At 50.4% G+C, this 23,190-nt stretch carries 22 protein-coding genes; 9 read left to right on the top strand and 13 right to left on the bottom strand.

All coding sequences use genetic code 11. From position 1 onward, the window contains the following. Window positions 1-95: 95 nt before the first annotated feature. Window positions 96-3,359 carry an HtaA domain-containing protein gene (locus JTE88_RS01670; RefSeq protein WP_204424965.1) on the bottom strand — a complete coding sequence of 1,088 codons (3,264 nt, stop codon included), beginning with the start codon at window positions 3,357-3,359 and terminating at the stop codon, window positions 96-98. A gap of 361 nt (window positions 3,360-3,720) precedes the next feature. Between JTE88_RS01670 and JTE88_RS01665 the strand changes: the two genes are divergently transcribed. Continuing rightward, a complete protein-coding gene (locus JTE88_RS01665; RefSeq protein WP_204424964.1) occupies window positions 3,721-4,785 on the top strand; it encodes a DUF5692 family protein in 1,065 nt (354 codons plus the stop codon). 231 nt (window positions 4,786-5,016) lie between these two features. Here JTE88_RS01665 and JTE88_RS01660 read toward each other — a convergent pair whose 3' ends face one another. After that, on the bottom strand, window positions 5,017-6,057 hold the full coding sequence (locus JTE88_RS01660) for a hypothetical protein (protein ID WP_204424963.1): 1,041 nt from the start codon (window positions 6,055-6,057) through the stop codon (window positions 5,017-5,019). A 172-nt stretch (window positions 6,058-6,229) separates the two neighbouring features. Here JTE88_RS01660 and JTE88_RS01655 point away from each other — a divergent pair, with 172 nt between their 5' ends. Together JTE88_RS01655 and JTE88_RS01650 are read left to right on the top strand one after the other, a co-directional pair. Further along, window positions 6,230-7,477 (top strand): DUF5692 family protein, encoded by a 1,248-nt coding sequence (locus JTE88_RS01655; protein WP_204424962.1) that lies wholly within the window; start codon window positions 6,230-6,232, stop codon window positions 7,475-7,477. Window positions 7,478-7,630: 153 nt separating this feature from the next. After that, the gene (locus tag JTE88_RS01650) at window positions 7,631-8,596 is read left to right on the top strand and encodes an SPFH domain-containing protein (RefSeq protein ID WP_204424961.1); all 966 of its coding nucleotides are present in this window, start codon (window positions 7,631-7,633) and stop codon (window positions 8,594-8,596) included. A 155-nt stretch (window positions 8,597-8,751) separates the two neighbouring features. On the opposite strand, the gene JTE88_RS01645 is transcribed toward JTE88_RS01650, so the two are convergent. After that, the gene (locus tag JTE88_RS01645; RefSeq protein WP_204424959.1) at window positions 8,752-9,333 is read right to left on the bottom strand and encodes a P-loop NTPase family protein; all 582 of its coding nucleotides are present in this window, start codon (window positions 9,331-9,333) and stop codon (window positions 8,752-8,754) included. Window positions 9,334-9,440: 107 nt separating this feature from the next. Next, entirely contained in the window at window positions 9,441-9,530 is a 90-nt protein-coding gene (locus JTE88_RS09205; RefSeq protein ID WP_420826936.1) for a 50S ribosomal protein bL37, read from the bottom strand. Between the two features lie 708 nt (window positions 9,531-10,238). Between JTE88_RS09205 and JTE88_RS01640 the strand changes: the two genes are divergently transcribed. Both JTE88_RS01640 and JTE88_RS01635 read left to right on the top strand, forming a co-directional pair. Next, on the top strand, window positions 10,239-10,970 hold the full coding sequence (locus JTE88_RS01640) for a DUF2599 domain-containing protein (RefSeq protein ID WP_204424957.1): 732 nt from the start codon (window positions 10,239-10,241) through the stop codon (window positions 10,968-10,970). Further along, entirely contained in the window at window positions 10,963-11,319 is a 357-nt protein-coding gene (locus JTE88_RS01635) for a hypothetical protein (protein WP_204424955.1), read from the top strand. Before JTE88_RS01640 ends, JTE88_RS01635 begins: the two co-directional genes overlap by 8 nt. 100 nt (window positions 11,320-11,419) lie before the next feature. Here the strand turns inward: JTE88_RS01635 and JTE88_RS09200 are convergent, their stop codons facing one another. The 7 genes from JTE88_RS09200 to JTE88_RS01605 form a co-directional block, all read right to left on the bottom strand. Then, a complete protein-coding gene (locus JTE88_RS09200; protein WP_369801280.1) occupies window positions 11,420-11,494 on the bottom strand; it encodes a 50S ribosomal protein bL37 in 75 nt (24 codons plus the stop codon). Window positions 11,495-11,620: 126 nt separating this feature from the next. Beyond that, window positions 11,621-11,902, bottom strand: coding sequence for a mycothiol system anti-sigma-R factor (locus JTE88_RS01630; protein ID WP_204424953.1), 282 nt, complete (start codon window positions 11,900-11,902; stop codon window positions 11,621-11,623). Then, complete coding sequence (locus JTE88_RS01625) at window positions 11,899-12,507, bottom strand: sigma-70 family RNA polymerase sigma factor (protein ID WP_204424952.1); 609 nt, start codon at window positions 12,505-12,507, stop codon at window positions 11,899-11,901. Before JTE88_RS01625 ends, JTE88_RS01630 begins: the two co-directional genes overlap by 4 nt. A gap of 112 nt (window positions 12,508-12,619) precedes the next feature. Next, entirely contained in the window at window positions 12,620-13,780 is a 1,161-nt protein-coding gene (locus tag JTE88_RS01620; RefSeq protein WP_204424951.1) for an N-acetylglucosamine-6-phosphate deacetylase, read from the bottom strand. Then, window positions 13,777-14,553, bottom strand: coding sequence for a glucosamine-6-phosphate deaminase (locus tag JTE88_RS01615; RefSeq protein WP_204424950.1), 777 nt, complete (start codon window positions 14,551-14,553; stop codon window positions 13,777-13,779). Before JTE88_RS01615 ends, JTE88_RS01620 begins: the two co-directional genes overlap by 4 nt. A 57-nt stretch (window positions 14,554-14,610) precedes the next feature. Then, window positions 14,611-15,282 carry an N-acetylmannosamine-6-phosphate 2-epimerase gene (locus JTE88_RS01610; RefSeq protein ID WP_204424949.1) on the bottom strand — a complete coding sequence of 224 codons (672 nt, stop codon included), beginning with the start codon at window positions 15,280-15,282 and terminating at the stop codon, window positions 14,611-14,613. Then, window positions 15,282-16,202 carry an ROK family protein gene (locus JTE88_RS01605; protein WP_204424948.1) on the bottom strand — a complete coding sequence of 307 codons (921 nt, stop codon included), beginning with the start codon at window positions 16,200-16,202 and terminating at the stop codon, window positions 15,282-15,284. Before JTE88_RS01605 ends, JTE88_RS01610 begins: the two co-directional genes overlap by 1 nt. A gap of 125 nt (window positions 16,203-16,327) precedes the next feature. On the opposite strand from JTE88_RS01605, the gene JTE88_RS01600 reads away from it, so the two are divergent. From JTE88_RS01600 to rsgA, 4 genes are all read left to right on the top strand, one after another. Then, a complete protein-coding gene (locus tag JTE88_RS01600; RefSeq protein ID WP_204424947.1) occupies window positions 16,328-17,086 on the top strand; it encodes a FadR/GntR family transcriptional regulator in 759 nt (252 codons plus the stop codon). Window positions 17,087-17,155: 69 nt separating this feature from the next. After that, window positions 17,156-17,671 carry a DoxX family protein gene (locus tag JTE88_RS01595; RefSeq protein WP_204424945.1) on the top strand — a complete coding sequence of 172 codons (516 nt, stop codon included), beginning with the start codon at window positions 17,156-17,158 and terminating at the stop codon, window positions 17,669-17,671. Between the two features lie 20 nt (window positions 17,672-17,691). After that, window positions 17,692-19,062 carry a 3-phosphoshikimate 1-carboxyvinyltransferase gene (gene aroA, locus JTE88_RS01590; RefSeq protein ID WP_204424943.1) on the top strand — a complete coding sequence of 457 codons (1,371 nt, stop codon included), beginning with the start codon at window positions 17,692-17,694 and terminating at the stop codon, window positions 19,060-19,062. After that, window positions 19,059-20,132 (top strand): ribosome small subunit-dependent GTPase A, encoded by a 1,074-nt coding sequence (gene rsgA, locus JTE88_RS01585; protein WP_204424942.1) that lies wholly within the window; start codon window positions 19,059-19,061, stop codon window positions 20,130-20,132. Before aroA ends, rsgA begins: the two co-directional genes overlap by 4 nt. Window positions 20,133-20,216: 84 nt before the next feature. Here rsgA and JTE88_RS01580 read toward each other — a convergent pair whose 3' ends face one another. Then, a complete protein-coding gene (locus JTE88_RS01580) occupies window positions 20,217-21,476 on the bottom strand; it encodes an SIR2 family protein (RefSeq protein WP_204424941.1) in 1,260 nt (419 codons plus the stop codon). A gap of 182 nt (window positions 21,477-21,658) precedes the next feature. Then, the gene (locus tag JTE88_RS01575) at window positions 21,659-23,098 is read right to left on the bottom strand and encodes a PAS domain-containing protein (RefSeq protein WP_204424940.1); all 1,440 of its coding nucleotides are present in this window, start codon (window positions 23,096-23,098) and stop codon (window positions 21,659-21,661) included. Between the last annotated feature and the right edge of the window lie 92 nt (window positions 23,099-23,190).

The following is a 23,190-nucleotide window of genomic DNA, read 5'->3' as shown; positions in this document are numbered from 1 at the left end:
TGGAGCACATGTTGTGCTCCACACCGTTGGTTGTTTTGGTCGTAACTGATTTTACTCAGTTATTTTTAGGTTGTTTTCTTGTCGGTTTATTTACCTCACGCAACGTGTAAGCGCCTACGGCGAACACCGAGTGCTCCGAGACCTGCAAAGAGCAGAAGAATCGAACCAAGTAACATACCTTGGGTTTCGATACCCGTCTTGGCAAGGGCGGTACCGAATGCACCGTATTCGATGAGTTCGCCGGTTACCGGATCACATTCGGTTGCTGGCACCAAGGTGACTTGTGAGGACATCGAATCAAGTGTTTCACCAGGTTTGTAGAATCCGGCAAATGCCTTGGCACCTTGTTCGGTGAGAGAAACTGCAGCTCCACTGAAGCTCAATGCGCCGTCAGAAACCGAGATTCCGTTCAAGGAAACGGTTGCGAAGTTGACTCGTCCGAGCTCGAACTTCTTTCCGCTCATATCTGAGCCGGTGACAGTCATGTAGAGCGATCCACTGTTGCCGTTGATTGAGATGCTTGGGTTACTCATGGTGAGGTCAAGAATCCCGTCGTGGCCGGTGAAGTGGACTGTTCCACCGTAGTAAATGTTTCCAGTGCGTGTTGCAGTGTTGTATAAGCCACCGGTTGCTGGGAAGTTGAACGTCGATCCGTTCCATGAAGCTCCATTGAGATCCCAACCGCCGTGAGCGATGGAGCCACGAACATAGGTGGTGAAGGAAGAACGAATTCCCCAGCTGAGGTTTCCACTGGTAATCCGCTTCTTGTTTGGATCAACTTCGCACTTCTTGATCGGTGCAGGAGTATTGGCTTGGTTTTGTGTGGCGTTGGATTCTGGGTGTGCCTGTTGGTCATTTCCAGATCCTGGGTTAACATCGGTTCCATTTTCGCCTGGTGCAGATGGCTTTTCGTTGTCTGCATTAGGTGACTGTGCTGGCACACCGAGCACGATGGTAAGTGGGTCAAGTTCCTGACCTACTCTGTAGAAACCAGCGAATGCTTGCGCTCCTTGAGCCGTGAGTACGACACTGGCGAATGACAACTTTGTTTCGTTTCCGTTGGTAACTTTTTCTGGTGTCGATAAGTTCGCGATGGCTACTCGATTGGTTGTGAGCTCTCCGGCAGGAACTTTGATTCCGGCGAAGACTTTTCCGATATCTTTTTTGTCAAAAGCGCGTGAGTCAACGGTTGCGTATAGTTTCCACGATCCGGATTCGTTTTTGACTGTTGGTTCCGAGATAGCTAAATCGAGCAGACCGTGATGTCCTGTGAAATGAACTTTGCCATCGAAGTTGATCTCCGTGAGGCTATCTGTCGAGATTTTTCCGTCATTCTTTACCGGGAACTTAAATTCACCAACCACACCGTTTGACAGAGTCCAGTCTCCGGCGGCGAATCCGTGAATGTACTCACGGAAGGTTTTTTTCACGCCCCAGTCGAGGAAGCCAGAGATCTTGTTGTTTTTTGCATCGTTTTCATTAGCCTTGCGGGCTTCTTCAGCCTTACGTGCTTCTTCAGCCTTACGTGCTTCTTCAGCCTTGCGTGCTTCTTCAGCCTTGCGTGCTTCTTCAGCCTGCCGCTTAGCTTCAAGTTCCTCTTTAATCTTTGCGATTTCTGTAGCAATCTTCTTGTCTTGATCGTCATGTGATGCCTGAACATCTGCCTTAGTCTCAGTGTTGCGCAGGTCTTCCGCATTCTGATCCTCGTTAGGAGCGCCACGTAGTAAACTCTTCTTGGTGCCCCAATATTCATCAACAATCTCTGTTAATGGCTTTAGAGAATCCCAGCCTTCTTGCCCAAAGGAGTTATGTGCAAGCTTAATCCAGGTGATGAATTCAGCATTTGGTTTCCATTTAGCGAGCGCTGACGGATCACTAATGAAGTTATGCTCTAGGTCAAGCTTCCGAATGCCACGTTTAAGGGGAAGAGTGCCAAGATCTTCGATCAGATTGTGGGAAAGGTTCACGCTCTTAGCAAGGACGAGATCGTTCCATCCAGAAAGATCAGAAATACGGTTGTACGAGAGATTGAGATCTTCAATAGCGTCTGCTTCTGGGCTCTCCGCCAACAACGGCAACTGAGAGATGTCACTAATACGATTGTGGGAAAGATTGAGCGTAGACAGATAAGGCTTGTTTTTAACTGCAGCAACATCCGTCAACCAGTTTTCTTCCGCGTTTAACGTGTAGAGATCTGTCAGCTTGGCTAATGGCGCGAGCGACGTTAGCTGGTTTTTACCTACCGAAACGCTGACGAGCTTCGTCAAGTCACGTAGTGGTCCAAGATCAGTAATCTTATTCTGGTATAGATTGATCGAGGCTAGATTAATTGCCTTTTCCAAACCTTCTAAGCTTTTGATATCGGAAGCGGCACAACTCAACGATTGAATTCCCTCGAGTACCTTGTTTGTCATTGGGATCTTTGGATCGACGCCCTCCTGCTCTCGAATACATTTATCGAGGTTAGCGTCTGGGATTTGAATATCTGTGAGCGGATCATCACTGTAAACCGGGCCATTTACTGGGTCTTTCCAGCGGTCAGGGAACATTTCCCACAAGACGGGTGCAGGAATAGCTGCATCTTCGGCCACCGTTCCGATGGTAGCAACAAAAGGCGCACCCTTTTCACCAGCATAGAAGCCAACAAGCGACTTGACGTTTTCTGTTAACACTGGATCAAGAGAGGACACCACAACATAGCCATTTTTTTCAGTTACCTTCAGATCTTCAAGTTCTGCAATCGGTTTCTGTTCAAACTGAACTTGTCCGGCCTTGGCCATCGTGCCCTTGGTGTAGCCATCAGCAAGCAGTTTTTTGGTGTCAAAGTCGATGGTTGGATTTGCGATCCAAACATTGAGGTAGCCATCATATTTCGACCACTCGATTTTACCGGTGAAGTGCAACTTTCCAGCAGGCTTGGAGAAGTCGAGTTGCTGATTCGGAGCGAGACTCCAAAGTAGATTCTTTCCCTGCTCGAGAATAGTGGTCTCGGTAAGTTTTTCACCTTCAGAGCCGACGTAGTCGCGGAATGAGCGGCGGAAATCCCAGTTAGCGGATCCGCTCAGAACTTTTGCCTCGGTTTGAGCAACTGGCTCAGTGACTTCGGTAGCAGGCGCAACAGGTTCAGCTGGCGTTACGACAGGTTGGGTTGGTTGGGTTGACTCATCGACAGATGCGGCTTGAGCTGGCTGAGCTACTGCAACATCGTCGTTTGCAACGGCCGCGCTTTCTTCAGCGCTTCCTTTTTCCGTAGCGGTTAAAGACGGTTCATTCGTACCCGCCTCATTTTCTTGGCTAGCTAAGGCTGGGATGGTGTTACCCATCATCAGCGCTGTCGCCAGCGCTGATGAAATAAGCATTTTCCTCATTGTGCGGCCCATGTGTAAATTACTCCTACATTCAGGCTAAATAAACATCATTTTTTCATGACAGAAATATGCTACTTAGGGCAACCTTATAAATCAATATGCAACTTATTCACCACCTTGCCAGCAACTTCCCTGCCACACACTAACAAGCTCATAGCGACACATGCACATTAGGATGTCCTAACAAGTCAATGGCCCAGCAACCCTTATTACTCCTCAAAAATCAGCACTCGACTATCGTCAGAGCAACTAAACAACCACACGAAAGTCCTATCTTCTAGGAAAGAAAGTGATTAATATAGATATACGATGTTATTCACAACACACTTCCGTATTTACAATGAGGGTACACATGTTTACAGCACTTCCTGCTCTTGATTACCCCACTCTCTTCGCCTTCGAAGTTGGCGAATGGTGGGATTACGCGATGCTTATCGCCGTCACTGCAGCGCTGGCACTCACAGCCTGGCTAGCCCAACGCAATAAATGGGTCGTCCTTGCCGTTTTCGTGATCGCACCAGTTCTGCTCACAATTTTCTGGTGGCCATACTCCACTCAAGGAACGCGAGCTGAGGGATGGTTCCCGATTGTCAAGCAATACTCAGCACTAGCCGGTTCACTATCCCTAGTTGGACTACAATATTCGCAAAAGCTTCGTAAGAACCAGTGGTATCTCATGATTCCGCCTATCATTCTTGCCATTAACATCCTCGAAGCCGTTATCCGTGATTTCCAGTGCGCAAATATTCATGGTCTAGACCCAGCAACCGGACTAACTATTTCGGGTGGTAGCTGGAACTATATGAACGGCATTGCCGGCATTCTCAATCTACTGGCAATCTCCGGCTGGGTCGGAATTTTCGTTGCAAGCAACAAGAGCAAAGCAATCATCTGGGGCGATCTCACACTTGGATGGATTATTGCTTACGACCTGTGGAATTTCGCATACGTCTACAATTGCTTGCCTGACCGAGCATGGTACTCCGGTCTTGCTCTACTAGCCTCATGCACCATTCCGGCACTATTCCCAAGCATGCGTGGATCGTGGATTCAGTTCCGCGCTTACACACTGACTCTCTGGTCTGCAGTCGTCCTTACGTTCCCACACTTCATGCACGACTCAATGTTTGCTCATCGTTCGAGCTACAACTCAACAGCACTATTCCTCTTCTCATTCCTAGCGCTCGTTGTCAATGTCGCCGTCTTCGGATACCACTTCTACCGCATCGCTACGCTCAAACGTAATCCATTTAAGGTCGAAGTCTACTCCGATACTCCAGAATACATTCGCATGGTCCGCAGGAATGCATCCGAGGAAGACAAGATAGCTATTGCCGGACGTCTAGGTAAGACTCCCGAAGAACTACACTATCGAAAAGCCGCAAAGCAGCGTAAAGGGATACGCCCAAAAAACTGAGTGATCAACTAACAACTTCTACGAGAGTGGAATCGGGGAACTAGTACTAGTTCCCCGATTCCACTCTCTATCGCCTCTTCATTTCCCCTAACCGCTACCTAATACCACGCACACCGGAACCCACTTTTCTATGACAAATTACTTTCCCATTCATAAACCCTCATCTAAAAACGAAGTGAGCGGACACCACATGGCACTCGCTCACTTCGTCAGGACTATCTTTCAGATGAATTACTTCTCTTCTGAAGGCTTCTTCTTACCCCATCCCTTGAGATAGGTCTTTTCCTTCTTCTGGCGAATCTGCTCTTCCCAAGAGAACTCTGGCTCTTCCCAATCAGTGAAATAATCCTCGTCGACAATGTCAGCCCACGGTGTTCCTGGGCCCGTTGGTGGCCACTCGGGGTTGTCCGTGACGGGTTCACGGATTTCTGCCACGGCTGGAGATTGACGACCGTAACGCATCCACTGAGTATAGGTTTCTTCAAATAGCGGGGTCCCATCCCAACGACCAGCTGGGGTACCGGTATTAAACCAGCGTCCACCCAAAATACCGCGCATCATCTTTCCGGTATGGTGCTGCTTCTTGCGGAACTCAACTACACGCTTAACATACAGGTTTTGAAGGTGCGTCATGACACCACCAATAAGCTCAATATTAATCCAGTTGATCGCTGAAATCGTTGGATTATCCGGTTCGAAACCAATACGCCAGTGGTTGATCAATCGGCAACGGTCACCCTTCAATGGCACGAAATAGAAACACCAAGCAGCAGCAAAGTGCTTCATGAATGGGAAACGGAATGCGTAAGAACCTGGAGCGGCTGGCGGATTCTTGGTGTCCACCCACTGCACCATGTACTTACCTGGAACAACGTCTGCCCATTCCATTGACATACCATGGAAATCGAACGCCGCAATATCGCCTGGCACCATGGAATCTGGCTGCTGGAACTCTTCTTGAATCTCATAGGAATTGAAGAACGGTAGTCGAGCGAAGGTACGCTCGAGGAACTCTGAACTGAAAGAACCAGACTTTTCCGCACCAATCTGCTTGAAAATACGGTAAACAGCATAAGCTGGAGCATCAATATCAATGGCATACGTTGACGAATATCCATTGTCATAGTTCGCATCGATCAGATCATCGCCAGGATATACCCACTCCTGTTCTTCCTTCGTTGCTTTGCCACTAAACTGACTGAAAGCAACCAGACCACTAAGACCGGTGAGCGCCGCAGCTCCACCAAGCTTCATCCACGATGACTTTTTCATCGAATCTCCTTCTGTGTAACGTCGTACAATGACGACCTGCCACCACCCTGTGACGTTAGTCTCCAGTATCTCAAAATTTTCACGTTAATATTGAGGATAAAGTCCTAGTCGATACATTTATGTATCGCTTTCGACTCGCACTTTCCTGCACTATAAAGCCGAAGGATACCTCATGTCATCACTATTCCTCTGGGAGATTGGAACTCCCTCAGTTTATCTTTTCTGGGTAATCGTCCTGGTCGCACAGATCGCCGTCGCCGAAATCAATCGACGCTGGAACTGGACCATCTTCACCCTATGGACCATCGGTGGCATCGCCGTGATGCCGTACGTTATCATCCACGGCGTTCCTATGGTTGGTTGGTTCCCGTTCGGTAAATTCGTCATCATGATTGCCACCGCAACCATGACCGGCTACCTGCTCGTATTCGGCAAACGCCATCCTGACAAGGCACGGAAGTATGCACTTTGGATGGGTATCGCACTATGGCTCGGTCTATCCATCAACATCATGGAAGCCAATATTCGCGACGTTACGATTTTCTTCCAAGCCGATTCCTACTACGCGTGTGCCGCAAGTCCGCAATGTTTGATGGATATCAACGCCGCACATTCGATTGACGTCCTCAACGGGCTACCGGAATCGCGCGGCATCACCGCGCCACTGCATTCGGCCGAATGGTATCAGGCACTGGCAGCTAACTTTGAAGCCAACCACGTCGGTATCGATCCAGCAACTGGATTCCGCACGATCGGCGGGCACTGGAACCTCGTTTCTGCACTTGCTGGACTGCTGAACATCATCACCATCACTGGTCTAGGTAAGATCTTCGTTACATCAGAATCCAAAACAACACTGGCAAACGGTAAGAAGCAAGTTCGTGGCCTGATTTGGGTAGACATGGTCTGGCCATGGGTTATCGCCTACGACTTGTGGAACCACGCCTTCCTATACAACGCGTTAGCCGATTACACCTGGTATTGCACGTTTGCACTGTTGCTCGCTTGTACAATTCCAGCATTCACATGGGCAAAGGGCCAGTGGATTTGGTTCCGCTGCTTTACACTCATGTTCTGGATTGCCGCAAACAACCTCTTGCCTGAACTTTTGGTCAAGCCAAGTTCGATGACGAACTATGCAACGATGAACCCAGTTGCCAATATTGTCTGCGCCTGGGCAGCATTGATCTTCAACATCGGATTGTTCATCTACTGGCTCTACAAGATCATCAAGCACAAGCGCAACCCGCTTACCAACTGCTTGTACTTTGAAATGAGCGAGTTCCGTACGATTGTTCGCCACCACGCCGATGAGGACACCGCACGTTGGCTTACCAATGAAATTCCAGAAACTCCTGAGCAGCTTGGATTCATCGATTCCACTTCAAAGCCTGCTAACAAAGCGAAGCATAAGAAGTAAGAGAGCTAGCGAGCATAGAATGCGCATGCCACGCAATAAATAGTGGTTATGGTCTGTTTTAAGGCCAGATATGCAAACTCTATGCACACTCTTCACCTAACCTCTAAAAAGTGATATCATTTTTATATCACTTTTTAGAGGTTAGGACTTTATATGGACACATCAACACCAGTCACGGTAGCCGCCGACCCAGTCGGCCACTCTGGCATCCGGGTAGATATAACAGAAAAGAAAGCATGGGCACTAGGATCAGCTGGAACGATCCTTCTCTTTTTCAGCATCTTGGCAGCTATCGGACTCTCCTCATGGTTCTTCATCCAAGGCGCGATTGCGCAAGATAATGGCACTGCCACCACTCAAACAAATGTCGTCATGACTATATGCGGCATCGTCTTCTTACTGGCATTCTTTTTACTTACTGGATTCACGATCGTTTCCCCGGGTGAGTCTCGCGTCGTTCAGCTTTTCGGAACCTACATGGGCACGATCCGGAGTACCGGGTTCAGTTACACCATCCCATTCACTAATCGTAAAAAAGTTTCAGTGCGCGTACGCAACTTTGAAACCAACGAGACGAAGGTTAACGACTACTCTGGAAACCCTATTAATATCGCAGCAATTGTTGTCTGGCAGGTCGCAGACACCGCGAAGGCGCAGTTCTCGGTTGAAAACTATGAAGACTTTATTAAGTCCCAATCTGAGTCAGCACTCCGTCATATCGCCACTCAACATCCTTACGACTTTCCTGTTGATGGACGTTCCTCACTGCGCGGATCAACCGAGGACATCAGCATTGAGCTAGCTAATGAAGTTGCCGAGCGAGTGAGCGTTGCCGGCTTAGAAATCGTGGAGACCCGCATTTCTTCCCTCTCTTACGCTCCTGAAATCGCCCAAGCAATGCTACAGCGCCAGCAAGCTGCAGCAATCGTGGATGCTCGCGAAACAATCGTTGACGGCGCCGTCTCCATGGTTGAGATGGCACTCGATCAGCTCGAACAGAAAAACATTGTGGATCTTGACCCAGAACGACGGGCCGCAATGGTATCCAACCTGCTCGTAGTTCTGTGTTCTGATGGACAGACACAACCAGTCATTAATGCTGGAGGTCTTTACCAGTAAGCTTATGACACCTCGCAAAGCTATTTCGTTACGCCTCGACCCAGCGGTTCACGATGCCGTTGCCCGCTGGGCCGAGGACGATTTGCGCTCAGTCAACGCGCAAATCGAAGTCATTCTTCGAGATGGGTTACGAAGAGCTGGCCGACTCCCTGGCACTACCGGTCAGTTACCGAAACGCGGACGGCCGCCAAAAAAGCCTCCGCAGCAGACGGAGACGTAAGGCGCACTACAGGTATCCCAGTACTCCTGTTCTCCTGCTCTCGCATCCATTGGCGCTTTCGTGAAAACGAAAGGAAATGCCAACGAATAATCGATTCGGAGTTAAATAAACGTCTCCACGTTTCGATATTCCCATTGCATACATGCTCGCGCCTAATCACTCGTTTAATTGAGCGTTTAGTCAAGCGCCAGAGTGAGACGTACCGCGGATAGTCAAGAGCTACTAACAAATCTGCGCGCGAAAAAATGACATCTTTGAATTTTCCCCACGCTGAATCGCATACCCATTCGGGTAATTGCGTGAACTGATCTGCCAACGCACGCATCTCATTTTCGTCCCGATTTTGCCATACCGCTTCCGAAGCTGGCACAAAACCAATTTGTTCGTCAACAAGACACAGCGGATAGTGACGGAGTTGCGCAAATTCCCGAGCTAACGTTGACTTTCCGCTTCCAGTAACACCATAAAACAGCACTCGCCGAGCTGACACGATCTCATATTCATGTGCTATTGGCATTGAGCACGCACCTTTCTCATACGAACGTAAGATGACTAAAAGAGAGCGACTTATTAGCCGCTTTCTCCTATTATGGAATCAATGATTCCCAAGCTTCGGACTCAAGATCAGGTGTTGGGACGCTTGCCGTGGTTTGAACCGCGCTTCTTGCGGTCACGGCGCTTACGCGAACGCTTCGAGACATTAACGCCTGCCAGGAACGCATTGTCTCACCTTCGCCATATACCATCCACGAACATGGGTTTTCTTGCAGACTTCACCCTATAATCAGCTAATATTTCCGGCCTTGACTGGCCTTGCCGAATTTGATCATGACGTTGCCACACATTTCACATCGGGGATATTTCACTCCTTATCCAAACCGAATTCAACACCAACTTCCCCGCAACAAAACAGAAAAAACGAGATTCGATTCGGCACACTACCAGTATCGACAGCCCAACCTGCGATGCCACACACACGTAAACGAGATGTTACCTATTTCACAGTTTCACTTCACTAGGTTACATATTTCATATACGATTAAAGAGTGCGATGGCACACATGTGAACTCTCACCAAATGCTAACTTCAGAGGAATAAAAGAACCATGAAAAAATATCACTACTCACATCAATAGCCACTTCATGCACTCTTGCTATCGGCACTATGACTTACGCGTTTGCGCCACCCTTATCTGAGAATTCACGTGATCTAGGCGATTAGGAACTTGCTACAATTGTCGCTCAATCAACGCCCGATAAAGTAGCTATTAATAACATAGAAGCCGTCCCAACCGAAGATGGATATCTTTCGCGCGGTTATGTGGATGTAGAGATCCCTAAAGACGCCTACAAGCCAGTTGTTATTACTTCGGTTGACAGCCCCTCCCCTACCTCTAGCACCAAACTGTTTCTAGACCCGGAAGTGAAGAGCAAAGGTTCACTTACAGACGATGGATCCGTTGTTTATGCTGGCAAGAATATCGCTCAAACAGTACAAGCAACAAAAGATGGCGTACGAATCAATACTGTCATAACCTCGTTAGATAGCCCTCAAGAATTTCACCATACGCTGGATTTATCTTCGGACTTACGATTGGCGACTGGTGCGGAACTAGAACAATTAACACCCCCTGAGGGGAGAACCGAACCTTTAAAGGGCGTGTATACCCTAAACTCTAATAATGATCTGGTTGGCGAAATTTCTGCCCCTTGGGCAATTGACGCTAAGGGGAAGGAAGTTCCTACTTACTACACCATCGAGGGTAATGCCGTTATCCAGCATGTAGAACATCGAGGGGCAGCTGTTACCTATCCGGTAGTTGCTGATCCTTGGTTAGGTTTCGACTTAATTTCAAAGGCAACATGGGAGCACCGGGGTGAAGGGTGGACCCTTAAAGTTTCGCCAACGGGTTGGGCGCGTGCTAATGCTCCCAGTTATTTAGTTGGTGTTGCGGGCTGGAACGAACTTTACGCGAAATACAAGAATAGAGGACTAAATGTCAATCTTGACGGTATGCTAGACCAATATATCTGTCACCAACAATTTGCTTTTTGGAAATCGACGTGGATTCTCGATGAATGGCGCCCCAACGTCGGCTACCTGCAGACTGTTAACTCAATGTGCAATCCAGGCGGAGGGAAGATAATTGACTAAAACAAAAGAGAAGACATTTCTGGCGACGTGGCCACTAGGAGCCATCTTGGCTCCTTACGTCCTATCTCCGATAGGTTCTGTCATTAGCGTAGCTCTGTTTGTTGCGGCCGTTGTGTTGTTGACTAAAGATCCGCAACTAAACAACGTAGCGAGAATCGCTACGGCGCTGCTTTGGATCTCATCTATTACCTGCTTCGTCTACGCAATACTTGCTTTCGGGTCTATGGTAGAAGCGGCAGATAATATGTCACCTAATACATCATGGACGCAGGGATTCCTACCGATCATCATTGCTGGTGTGATCGCACTTATCGCTTCAGCTTTCATCGTTTTGAAAGAAAAAGCGTAGACCTAAGAATCCAGTGCGCAATTAACATATGAAAAGAGAGCGACTAAAAGCCGCTCTCTTTTCATTGGAATCAAGAGATTCCCAAGCTTCGAACCCAAAATCAGGTGTTGGGACGCTTGCCGTGGTTTGCACCGCGCTTCTTGCGGTCACGGCGCTTACGCGAACGCTTCGACATTGTGTACTCCTTAACCTTCGGCCGCAGTTTTACGGCACGACGAAACTATATTGTACCGGGTAATGAGCTAATGCGTCACATTAATAACGATGGAGCTACTCACGCTTACGCCTCCCGCAAACGAAACTAGCCCTGCAAAACCTCTACGATACGTGCCCGTAGCTCTTCTGGAGCCACATCAGAAGTGCACGAACGCTGTAGCGCCAGACGTACCATAACCTCGGCACGGATCATATCGCCACAATGCTCACACCCGGCACTATGCTGCAACATTCGCTGAGCCTGCTCCACTGGCATATCTTCATCGACGAGCTCAAACAAGTGCACCAAAACTTCTGAACAATCACACGCAACATCTGCACAGTGACACTCGTCAAGTTGTTCTAGTAAATCTTCAAAACGCTTCACTTCTTCTCCTCCGCCTTCTTCTTAACTTTATATCCCAGTTCACGGGCATAGTCACGAAGAATCTCTCTAAGCTGAGTACGCCCACGGTGAAGGCGAGACATCACCGTCCCAATTGGCACCCCGACGATATCAGCTATCTCTTGATACGAAAACCCTTCAATATCAGCTAAATACACAACAGTTCGACGATCATCCGAAAGTTGTTCCAGTGCTTCTTTAATTTCTGAATCGGGCAGCCGCTCAAGCACTTCAGCTTCCGCTGACATCAACCCTCGTGAATCGTGCGTTGAGGCCGCATATTCTTGCCAGTCCTCTACCTGGTCTGCATCAGCTTCTTTTGGTCTACGTTGGGCTTTGCGATAGTTAGAAATAAATGCGTTATTGAGAATGCGATACAGCCACGCTTTGAGATTTGTCCCCTGTTTATATTGGTGGAACGCTGCGAACGCTTTGGCGTAGGTTTCTTGCACCAGATCTTCAGCGTCAGCAGGATTGCGAGTTAGACGAAGTGCGGCACCATACAACTGATCGAGAAGCGGCAACGCCTGCTCCTCGAATTGGTGCGATAACAGCTTACGATCTTGGACTGAGACTACATCGTTCATCAGGAGATAGTTTACCGTAGAACGCCAATCCAATTCGCATCACAGTCCCACGATAAGTAAAACGGGTTATCAACACACTAAAGTGCCGATAACCCGTTTTAGAGCAAACGTATTATGCGCGCTGATAATGCACCATATTGAGGTCGCCATCAAACGCCACAAAGTTTGGCTTTTCGCCTTCAACAAAATCAACCGTCACACCTGGCTCGTCACCACGTAATGCGAGCGCACGAACTGGTCCAGCCACGCAACAACGGACAGCGGATTCCATGCTCAAATGGCCACCGCCCACCATGCGCTGAATTTCTTCAGCTAGCCGTGCCGTACCACCAGCGATAGCGCCACCATCAGTTAACCGGGCAACCCCATCCACGATAGTGACTGCCAGCGAGCCGAGCACATAATCACCATCTGGCATTCCTGCACCAGCCATCGCGTCGGTAACGAACACGACGCCATTCATCTGACCAGAGTTTTCGATCACTCGAACAACATCCCCAACCAAATCTGGATGGACGTGAATCGTGTCTGCCACAAGCTCAACAACAGTTTCACCGCTGCACGCAGAGGCGATCAGTTCGCGGACCGGCCCCGGCTCACGGTGTGCCAGCGTTGGCATTGCATTAAACAAGTGCGTTGCCGTTTGTGGAACCTCTATCCCCTTCGAACGGCCGTATTCGGTGGTGCGAGCAATCAGATCGTGCGCATCAGCCGTGCTACCAGAGGTGTGCCCCCACGAAGGTAACGCGCCAAAATCAAGCAACAAACATGCCGCTTCAAAAGCGTTATCCACTTCAGGAGCAATTGTCATGGTTTTAATCCAGCCCTTGCCAGCTTCTAACCAGGTACGTAATTCTGCCAGATCTGGATTACGGACTGCAGCCGGGTTTTGTGCGCCGCACTTGTGTGGCGAAATGTACGGGCCTTCCATGTGAATGCCGAGCAATTCGCCAGCTTCACATGCTTTCACTAAGTTTTCGATAGCCGGCAACGGATCAATCATGGACACAGTGGAAGCAATCATTGCTGTTGTACCCAAGCGACGGTGAGCCTCGATAGCTGTATAAACACCATCTAAGTCAGTCTCATCTGGGAATGATGCACCGCCACCACCATGATTGTGAATATCAATCAGACCAGGAGTAATCCAGCCGTCAGGCAACTCCCCGCCGGCAGGCAGAACACGAACTAGAACGCCGTCGTCGTCTATCTCGAGACCAGCACCGACTAATTCACCTTGGCCGTTAAGAACTTTTCCTTCGAAAACGCTCATCGTAGTGACTCCCAGCGTTCCATGTAGAAGTCTTTGAGTTCAAGCTTAGCTGCGGCGGCTTCATCTAAGAAAACTACAGCTTCTTGATGCATTTGCAGAATCGTGGCTGGCCACTTGGCTGAAACACCGCCCTCAACAAGTTCGCGAACTGCGTCTGCCTTACCAGCACCTGTAGCGATCAACAACGGCACTTCGCATTCCATGATGGTGCCCAATCCTTGGGTGATGCAGCGGGTTGGAACCTTGGCCAGATCATTCTCGAAGAAGCGGGCGTTATCTTCGCGAGTTTGTGCTGTTAACGCTTCGACGTGTGTACGTGAGGTCAGAGCACCACCTGGTTCGTTGAAACCGATGTGACCATCAGAACCGATGCCGAGGATCTGCACCACGACACCGCCGGAGTCCTTGATCGACTTGTCGTATGCTTTTGCCGCTTCATATGGGTCGTCTGCCGAACCATCTGGCGTGTTGAGATCTTCTTCGCGCAAACCCGTCCGCTCGTCACCAACAAGTTCGGCGCGCAACACGTTGCGGTAACGCTCTGGGTGCTCTGGATCGATACCGATGTACTCATCGAGTGCAAACGCCTTAAAACCTTCTAGCGAGAAAGTGCCGGCAGCATGCGCATCGCGCAGTTCCTGGTAAAGCGGTAGTGGTGTGGAACCGGTAGCGACACCAACAACCTTGCGCTCAGATGCGTTGAGCTTCTTCATCAAATATTCAGCAGCTGCTTTTGCCAGCGTTTCTTCATCTTTAAAAATACCAACATACATGTGCGATTCTTCTTTCGTTTAATGAGAGAACTTCTTCGTTTCCGAACAAACGTTTCGTTATTTTGTTGCGTTAATAAACCAGGAGGTGATCGAGGTTGGGTGCGTGATTGCCGTTCCGACGACGGCGGCAAACGCGCCAGCTTCAAGGACCTGACGAGCGTGTTGTGGGGTGTGGATTCGACCCTCGCAGATCACTGGCATGTTGGGGAAAGCTTCGACCATCTGGGCTAACAATTCAAAATCTGGTCCGTCAGTTTTCTCGCGATCTCCGGTGTATCCCGCGAGAGTGGTTGAAATAATGTCAGTACCAGCATCTACTGCACGTTGAGCATCCTCGAACGATCCGCAGTCGGCCATCGTCAAAATGCCGTCTTTTTTCAGCTCAGCAATGGTTTGCGCATAAGTTAAACCGTCTGGACGTGGGCGGCCAGTAGCATCGATAGCAACGATATCGGCGCCAGCCATCGAGCAGGCGCGAGCGTGACGCAAAGTTGGGGTGATGTAGACCCCTTCGTCCCCCTCTTTCCACAAACCGATAACCGGAATCTTCACACGTCCTTTGATGGCCGAAATATCAGCAAGGCCCTGGCAACGGATAGCTGACGTACCGCCGAGTTCGGCTGCCCGCGCCATCTGCGCCATCGTCTCCGGGTGGCGTAACGGTTCCCCAGGATAGGCTTGCACTGACACAACGACTGTGCCGCGCAACGATTCAATAAGCGGATTCATTAATTATTCTCCCTTGAATAGTAATAGAGGGCGGCGCCGAATAATGGGGCGTCAGATCCTAATTCACCGTTGCGTAATTCAAGATCCGCAACGAAATCCATAGCGCTTGCGCGATACCCACGGCGAACTTCAGACCACCAGGTTTGCCCAGAGCGAGTCATTGAGCCAGAGAGGACGACGACGGAGGGGTCGATCGAGTTTGCCAGCGAACCGAGCACTTCCCCCAGTGCATACGCAGACTGGGCGAAGGTGGTAGCGGCGAGTTCGTGACCGCTTTCAGCTAAATCTTGGAGTTCCCGACCGTTGTTGACTTTGGCGTCTGTGGAACGCGAATTGAACCAAGTAGTGATACCAGAGCCAGAGCAGATGGCCTCAATATGGCCGGTTCGGCCGCATGAACAGGGTTGGTCGGCTGCAAAGTGGTGGTGAATATGACCAAAATGGCCAGCAAGGTTGTGGTCGCCGAAGACAATCCGACCGTTAGTAATATGGGCTCCACCGATGCCTGTCCCCACGGCACATGTCAGAACTGAACGGAAACCGCGGCCCGCGCCAAGAACTGCTTCACCTAGGCCGTGCGCGTGAACATCGTTGATGGCCCAGACGGGTTTTGTGGTTGCTTCACGCAAAAGATCACCTAGTGCGGTACCGCCCCACCCGGGCATTGTTCCGGTTGCTGACACAATAGCACCGGTTTGTGGATCGACGACGCCTGCTGAGGCTACGGCGATGCCATCGACATCGACTCGTTCAACCAGTTCGGCTGCCAACTCACAGATACGTTCAGCAACACGGGCACCGCCGTCGAACGCCTGAGTAGGAATAGAGCCTCGTTCTGAGATGGATAGTTCGCCAATGCCTCCAGAAACGATCGCCCAACCGACTTTGGTACCACCAATGTCTAGCGAAAGTAGAACCACCTTTGTTCCTACGCTTTCTTACTGCATTGCACACTGCTCTGGCAGAATTTTGGCGAAAAAATTAGTTCCAAAAATCTGTCCGAAAAACAGGGCAACGATGCCTTGTATTCGTTAGAATAAAGCCTATGTTGTCTGACAAGTCATTGCAAGCGATCCTGAAGAAATATACAACTTCATCGGCACCTGAACGTTCCATGATTGGCACGGTCATGCGCTCTACCGCCACAATGGACGCAATTAAAGGCTATATCCTTAACCATGATCTCAAGCCAGGTGATGCTCTACCAACGGAGGCAGAGCTCTGCGCAGATCTCGGAGTCTCGCGTTCATCAGTGCGTGAAGCACTTCGTCAACTGGCTGCTCTCGATATCGTCACTGTTCAGCAAGGCCGCGGATCCTTCGTCGGATCGCTGTCACTTGAACCTATGGTCCAAACACTCATTTTGCGTAACGCTCTTGACCAGTCCTCCGGAAAAGCTAGTCTGCGCCAAGTGGTGATCACCCGCAAGGTTCTCGATCTTGGCATCGCTGAAGAGGTCGTTCATGAATTCAAGGGTACTCAAAACCCTGAACTACACGCCTTAGTTGATACGATGATTGAACGTGCGAGCGCAGGGTGTACCTATCTTGATGAAGATATCGCCTTCCATGAAGCGCTAACGAAATTTACTGGAGATTCCCTCATCTCCCAGCTTATTAGCGCAATGTGGCTGGTACATCAAGCATTCATCCCTGGACTGGGAACTCCTGCTTCGGATGAACTGCTCGCCACTGCGCAGGCGCATCGAGATATCCTTTTAGCTGCCGAGGCCGGAGATATTGAAGCTTACAAGAAGGCTATCGATGCTCACTACGGACCGTTGGCAAAGATTATCGATATGTGACTGCTTAACTTTCAGCGTAATTTTCCTCGTTTACCAAACTCTGCGGGAAGCTAACGGTAAGCTATAGACATGACTATTTTGAACAAACTTGCTCGTCCCTTGCTCGCAACCCCATTTATCCTCTCCGGCATTGATGCTGTAACGAAACCACAAGGCCATCGTGAACCTGCTCGTAAACTCTGGGCATTGGCACAAAAAGCTGGATTAGATAAAAAACTAGGAATTTCTGAACCTACGGATACCGCTCTCGATCTTGTAACGCGCGCATCGGGCGCAGTCGTAACGCTTGCTGGCTTGCAGCTAGCTCGTTCGCGCACCCCACGTTCTGCTGCGCTTCTCTTGGGCGTTACCCAGATTCCGCTTGCTTTGGCCAACAATCCCGTATGGGAAAAGAAGCCGATGGCTGCTCGGAAGAAGGATATCTCTGGGTTGCTCTCTGCAGCTGGACTCATCGGTGGCGCCCTTATCGCTTCTACTGATCGCTCCGGCAAACCGTCAGTTGGTTGGCGCGCAGCACGGTTGAGTGAACGAGCTGCTGAGAGCGCGTCTCAGCGTTTTGAACAGATAGCTCCGACACGTTCCTAAACCCTGCGTAGGATCGTGCTATGAGTACTCGCGCCGAACACTCATGGTGGCAGGCGCCAACAGTTCCGGCTGGGCAATACATGTTCGGCCGGATCGCACTGCCAGGATCAAAATCCTTAACAGCCCGCTGGATGCTTCTAGCTGCCACCGGCCACGAACCTGTAGAACTCTGCGGCGCCCTCGAATCGGACGATACCCGGGCGATGGCAGATGCTTTATCTGCATTCGGCGCGACCATTTCGTGGGCTGGCGAGAGATGCCGGATCTCCCCAATACCGCGGGATTCATCCGGGCAGATACAAATACCCGGCAACCTCACGATCAACGCACATCAAGCCGGCACAGTCATGCGCTTTGTGTTGCCTTTAGCCGCAATGGCTGACGGCGATATCGTCATTGACTGTGCGCCGAACGCCCGCCACCGGCCCATCGCCGGACTCGTAGCGGCCGTGCGCGATCTGGGCGTAGAAATATCGTGGGAAAATTCAGCAAATCCGCGTTTCCCACTCACTATGCATGGCCGAGGGCCACTCGACGGCGGACGCATAACCCTTGACACCCGAGCCTCGTCACAGTTCCTCTCGGCACTGTTGCTCGCTGCTCCTCTAATGTCACACGGTTTAGACGTCAGTCTTAGTCACAGCACTATCCCGTCTACCCCACACATCGGCATGACAATCGCCGCATTGCAACAAGCTGGCCACACCGTCGTCGTCAATAAAAACTCTTGGCAGGTGGACCCTGGTAAACCGCCAACGCCGAGCAGGCTTGAGAAAACACGCCGCATTGCAATTGAACCAGACCTGTCCAATGCGGGACCGTTCCTCGCCGCCGCGATGGTCACCGGAACAACCATCACTATCGACAACTGGCCACAACACTCCACGCAACCCGGTCGCGCCTATCTTGACCTATTACGGATGGCCGGCGGGCAACTCGAGGTCGTCACCACACCCGCCGGAAACGAACTCGTTTGCCGCGGCCCGCACGAGATTCAGCCACTCGACGTCGATATGAGCGACGTCGGCGAACTCGTCCCCACCATCGCAGCTATCTGCGCCTTCGCATCCGGGCAAAGCACCCTGCGAAATATTGGGCACCTGCGTGGGCACGAAACCGACCGCCTTGCAGCGCTCACCGCCACGCTCACCCGCGTCGGCGTCCAGGCACACGCTACGAGCGATGCGCTCGTTATTGATGCCAACCCGCGTGCGCTCCACGCAGCCGACCTCGACTCCTACGCCGATCACCGCATGGCAACCTGTGGTGCAATCCTAGGGCTGCGTATTGCCGGGGTGCGGGTTGGTAATATGAATGCGACAACGAAAACTTTCCCGCATTTTATACACATGTGGGAATCGATGATCACACGAACGGATGAAAAAGGTTGAGCAGACGCGATATTGGTACCGATGATTACCGGGTGAAAGTACGTCCGGGAAAGCCCTCGCGCCCACGCACCAAGATTCGTCCCGACTATTCGCAGGCGCCTCGCGGGCGCGTCTACCGGGTTGATCGCGGCCGCTACCATGTGCGCATGATCGACAGCGGTACTGACGTTATCGCTGTCAAGGCTCGCGAATTAGGCCGGCGCGGTATCGTCGTTGGTGATGTGTGCGCAATGGTTGGCGATCTTTCCGGGCGCAAAGATACCCTGGCACGCATCGCGGAAGTCGATGAACGTTCAACAGTTTTGCGGCGGGTTGGTGAAGAAGGCGAAGCAGCAGGAAACGAGCGTATTATTGTTGCCAATGCTGACCAGCTCGTCATTGTGGCTGCGTTAGCTCAGCCAGAACCACGTACCGGCATGATTGATCGTTGTGTTGTTGCTGCTTACGACGCCGGAATGGACGTTATTTTGGCGTTGACGAAATCCGATTTGGCTCCCGCGGATGAGTTGCGTTCGATTTATGAGCCAATGGGGTTAGACATCGTGGTTACCAGCGTGGTTGATCCGGCTGAAGCCGAAGCTGAGGCCAGTAGCGAGCCTGGAGCTGGTAGCGAGTCGGAACCTACCGATGGTTTGGCGGAGTTGCGCGACAAACTCACCGGTCGCGTCTCGGTTCTCGTTGGACATTCAGGCGTTGGAAAATCGACGCTGATTAACGCACTGATTCCACAAGCAACTCGAGAAACCGGGCACGTCAATGGAGTTACTGGTCGCGGCCGGCACACCTCGACGTCGGCAATGGCCTTCGACTATCTCGGTAACGGCACGGTGATCGACACTCCTGGTGTGCGGACGTTCGGCTTGGCACACGTTACCCCGGACGGGCTTTTGCGCGGCTTCCCTGACCTGGACGACATCGCTGAAAACTGCCCGCGTGGTTGCACCCACGAAGATGGTGTAATCGAGTGTGCGCTCGACGATCCACAATTCGTGGAACCTGGATCAATGGCAGCTACACGAGTAGAATCCTTTAGGCGTTTGCTTGCCTCGCGGGGCAAGCCGGAGTGGTGAGTAGAAAGCCAAAGTCAAACCCTGATACTTTCTACTCACCACGAGTGGAGATTTTCTTATTTTACAAATCCTGGCACTGGGCGCCTACCCAGCGCTCTGCACGAAAGACTTCCAAGCATCTCCCTTTAATGTTTTCCCAACACCATCCCGCTCGAATAAGAGCTCTAGATCATCATTAACGTCAGCTCCGAGCTCACAACGCACAACCTCCTCTTCGAGCTCATCCCCATAGGTTACGATCAGAACAGTCGGCATATGTTTTGAAGAATCATCATCCTGCTCACTGAGACTCTTCCTCCTCAAGATTTCTTGCTTGAACCGCTTATTCACTTCTTCATCTCGGAAAGAATAGCCAACAATCAGCCAATGATCCGAATCGGCAAGCGCATGCTCAAACAGCAAGTATGCGCTTTTAAATGGTTCTTGACTAATAAGATTGCGCTTAAGGTTTTGTGAAGACAGAATAACCAACGGAGATAGCTTAAAATCATTGGGACGTTTCCTCATACGTTCCCACAGCTTGTTGTCGCGAATATCTTTAACTGTAACCTTTATATGATGGGTCACCCCATCCGTATCTTCTGTCTTGAAAAAACCTAGTGAACCATGCAGGTGAACCAGTGAAGTTTTAGCTTCCCTGATCGCTTTTATCCGCACCGCATAATCATCCTCTGAAGAATCCACAAGAGAGAAATACTGAATTGCTTTCTTTTCGATTTTAGACTTCTTATCAAGCAACCCCAGACATAAGTCGAATGTTCCGCGAGCCTTAAGGTTACCAGCTTGTGTCGCTAAATCTTGCAACTCGATTCCCTTACTTTTACACAACCCTAGCAACCTCCACATAAGTCGATTATCGTAGTTGAGATTGATGAAGGAACGTTGCTCGAATTCTTCTATAACTCCTGATATAAAGGCAGAAACTTCGTTGTTCGTAGACCGATGGCGTTCATCGATAGTTTCTAAAATATGCGCAGTTGCTACCTTTTGAAGCGCCTTGAGAAATTTTTGAACTCGGGCGATATGCTCACCCATTTCAGTATTTCTATCAGTGACTTGGGCTATGGCGCTAAGCAGTTCCATACGCCCTTCTTCAACTCCGAACGCTCCAACAATTTGCTCAAAATCGTTTAAGTCGCAACCAGGAAAAACATCTTGAGCCAAAGCCGACAAGACATCATTCATTTCCGAGAGCTCTTGAGATTCTCCATCTTTACGACTATCATCGGATAGACCAATAAATTTTTCTCTTAACGCACTCGTCAGACTGTCTAAACGTAAATCTGCGTTATCAGCTATTGACAGTCCATTTCCAGACAACATCATTACTCGTCGTTGAGTCATTTTAAAACCGTTCTTTCAAGCATTATCTGACACAAAAGTAAACACCTACATAATAAAGACTACCCGGAAAAAATGGAACTCATCCGGAAAACAATTTTGAGCACGTTCCGAATAAGAGCTCTGCACTTTTAACTCAAAAGAAACTGGTCTACACCTTGCACAGTCCAAGCCACCTAAGTTTACTACCCCTGCATAATCAGAACTTTTGCGTGAATTTCTAGGACAATCTGCGAAAGTTCGTTGAAATTCTCCACGTCAGAGATCGTGGCAAGTTCTTGCTGGAAGGCGCCAAGTCGCTCATGTGAAGCCTTCGCATGCTCAATCGCCTGGGCAACTGTGGCGTTGGTAGAGTCGATAATCTCTGGCATTTCCACATCTTCTGCCGACATCTGCCACAATTCCAGTAGCTGACGCGGAATAGAAATCGCATGCAGAACACGATCCATGTAGTGGGCGATATCGTTTGCACGTTCGCGGTAGGCGCGAGCGTGCTCTTGGAGCGCTTCTACGTCGGCATTCAGTACCGAGCTGAGCATTTCTAGTGATTCAAGTCGCTCACGAACTGCACGTTCGTCAGCGGTTTCGTTGGCTTCGACGTCGAACACTTCGCGGGTAACGAAGCCTGGAGCAAGCCCCGGAACACCAATTTTAGCGTCGTACCCGGTGTCGATAAGTTCAGCAATGAAGATGCCACACATGTCTGAATGGAGGCGCGAGAGCGCGATACGGAAACGGGTTTGTGCTATCTGGGCGTCGAGCGCGGTGACCTTCAAGATAAGCGCATTAAGATACGTCGCGGTCACACCTTGCATCCGATTCCACACCAGGAGTGGCTCAAGGGCTGCATGTAGTGCTGGATTTCCTTCGCCTAGCTGCGTAAATTCGTGCGAAACGTTAGACATGGTTGCCATATCGCTACGGACGTGTTCGACGACGGCGTTGAGCCGTTCGCTCATTTGTGCAAGTTCGTCTTGGTGACGCATCCATGCTTCGAGCGTGTCATGCTCTTTGTGAACCGCGGCGAGCATATCGTGGAGCTGCGATTGCCCTTCACGTTCCGGGAAAGTTACGCCTTGGGTTTCACGCAAGGCGACCTCTTCTGGAAGTGACGCGATTTCGAAGTCTTCATAGGAGTCGATGCCAGCGCGGGAGAGTTCCTCAGAAAGGAATGACAGGGCAGATTCTGCTGCTTGGCGACGGTTAAGTCCGCCGTCGATCAGTGTTTTCTCATGCTCGAGAACGCGCGCATAAACCTCACGAATACGGGTGAACACTTCTTCGCGCATAGGACGGGCACGTACTGAGAGGTAGCCACCGGTAGGTAGTGGTGTGATGGTGGCGAAGACGTCATATTCGGAGCCGTCGCCAGCGAGATTAAGCATGTATCCTGCGAATGGCTTACCTGCTTCGAGGGTGTCCCAGACGAGTTTGAAGATCGAGGCTGGCATATCCGGGTGGCGCACAATATTGTGCGGTGCTCCGCGTAGTTCATCGACGTCGTATCGTGATAACCGAGTGAATACTTCGTTTGACAGCTGGATAACGCCTTTAGAATCCGTGGTTGAAAAGAATAGTTCGTGCGGTTCGACGTCTTGAATTTCTCCAGTTGGTGCGGGTTTCACGTATGTCTCCTCGGTTGACGACGGCGGTCGCGATCGGTTCGCGCACTACCTACTTCCTGTATTTTAACAGTTTGGCCGACGGTGGTTGTGCC

Source organism: Arcanobacterium phocisimile (genome assembly GCF_016904675.1).
In the GTDB taxonomy this organism is placed as follows: domain Bacteria; phylum Actinomycetota; class Actinomycetes; order Actinomycetales; family Actinomycetaceae; genus Arcanobacterium; species Arcanobacterium phocisimile.
The sequence above is the reverse complement of the archived record's forward strand: the minus strand, read 5'-3'. Positions and strand labels throughout refer to the sequence as shown.